Here is a 1,023-nt window from a genome sequence, read left to right as displayed (position 1 = left end):
GGCGTCATCACAGGCCGACAGGGTCAGTGCGATGGCGGTCAGACCGACCGCCAGCAGATATCTGCTCTTGAGCAAGTTCATGATCGTATCCTTTCGTCAGAGAGATCAGTTTGTTTCCGAGGTGCTGAGCAGGAACTCGACACGACGATTCTTGGCACGATTCTCTGCGGAATCGTTGGCCACCAGCGGCATGCTTTCGCCCAGGCCCAGGGCCTTGAAGCGCTTGGCATCCAGGCCCTTGGCGACCAGTGCCTTGAGCACGGTCTCGGCACGGGCCTGTGATAGCTTCTGGTTGGGCGCATCCCTGCCGACATCGTCGGTGTGGCCGGCGATCACGGCACGCAGGTTGGGCTGCTGCTCGAAGAAGCGGGCCGCGGTGTCGATGACCTCCTGCGAGGCGGCGGTCAGCGTGGCCTTGTTGGTGTCGAACTCGATGTTGCTCAGCGTGGTGGTCTGGGCGATGGCGCAGCCGGTGTTGTCGGTGCGCACACCGGCCAGCGTGTCCGGGCACTTGTCGAGCGTGTCGGCGATGCCGTCTCCGTCGCTGTCCGGCGGAGCCACGATGACCTCCTTGATGACCTCCACCTTTTCCACGACCGGCTCGGCTGGCGTGAAGGGCTGGACCACCGGCACCTCGACGATGCGGGTGCGGCCCAGTGGCACCTCGATGCCGGCGCTGAGCGTGGCGTCGAACAGGTCGGTGCCGGCGAAGTCGTCATAGACGCTCTTCAGCTCGATACGGCCGCGCACGGTGTCGGTGATGAGGCGGGTGAGGCCGGCGCCGATGTGCGCGGTGAAGCTGGTGTCGTCGACGTTGACGGTGTCGTTGCGGGCCACGCCCACGCCGGCGAGGACGTACGGGGTCAGTTCGTCACGGTTGCCGAAGGAATAGACCAGTGCGGCATTGAGCTCGTGGCGGAAGAAGTTGCTGACCACGCCCTGGGGCGTGCGCAGCGTCATGGTGTTGCCGCCGATTTCCAGGTGGGTGTTGCGCAGCGCGTGGATGGGCAGACCGAAGCTGCC

The 1,023-nt window shown here is 65.1% G+C and carries 1 protein-coding gene; it reads right to left on the bottom strand.

The annotated features are described in order from the left end of the window. Positions 1 to 105 precede the first annotated feature (105 nt). Positions 106 to 1,023 (bottom strand): OmpA family protein (locus C5O18_RS11055; protein WP_105193513.1); only part of this gene is annotated, 918 nt, incomplete at its 5' end.

The organism is Amnimonas aquatica (genome assembly GCF_002943415.1).
Classification (GTDB): Bacteria; Pseudomonadota; Gammaproteobacteria; order Pseudomonadales; family Moraxellaceae; genus Perlucidibaca; species Perlucidibaca aquatica_A.
Note: the sequence above shows the minus strand (reverse complement) of the source record. Positions and strands in the feature narration are given on the sequence as shown.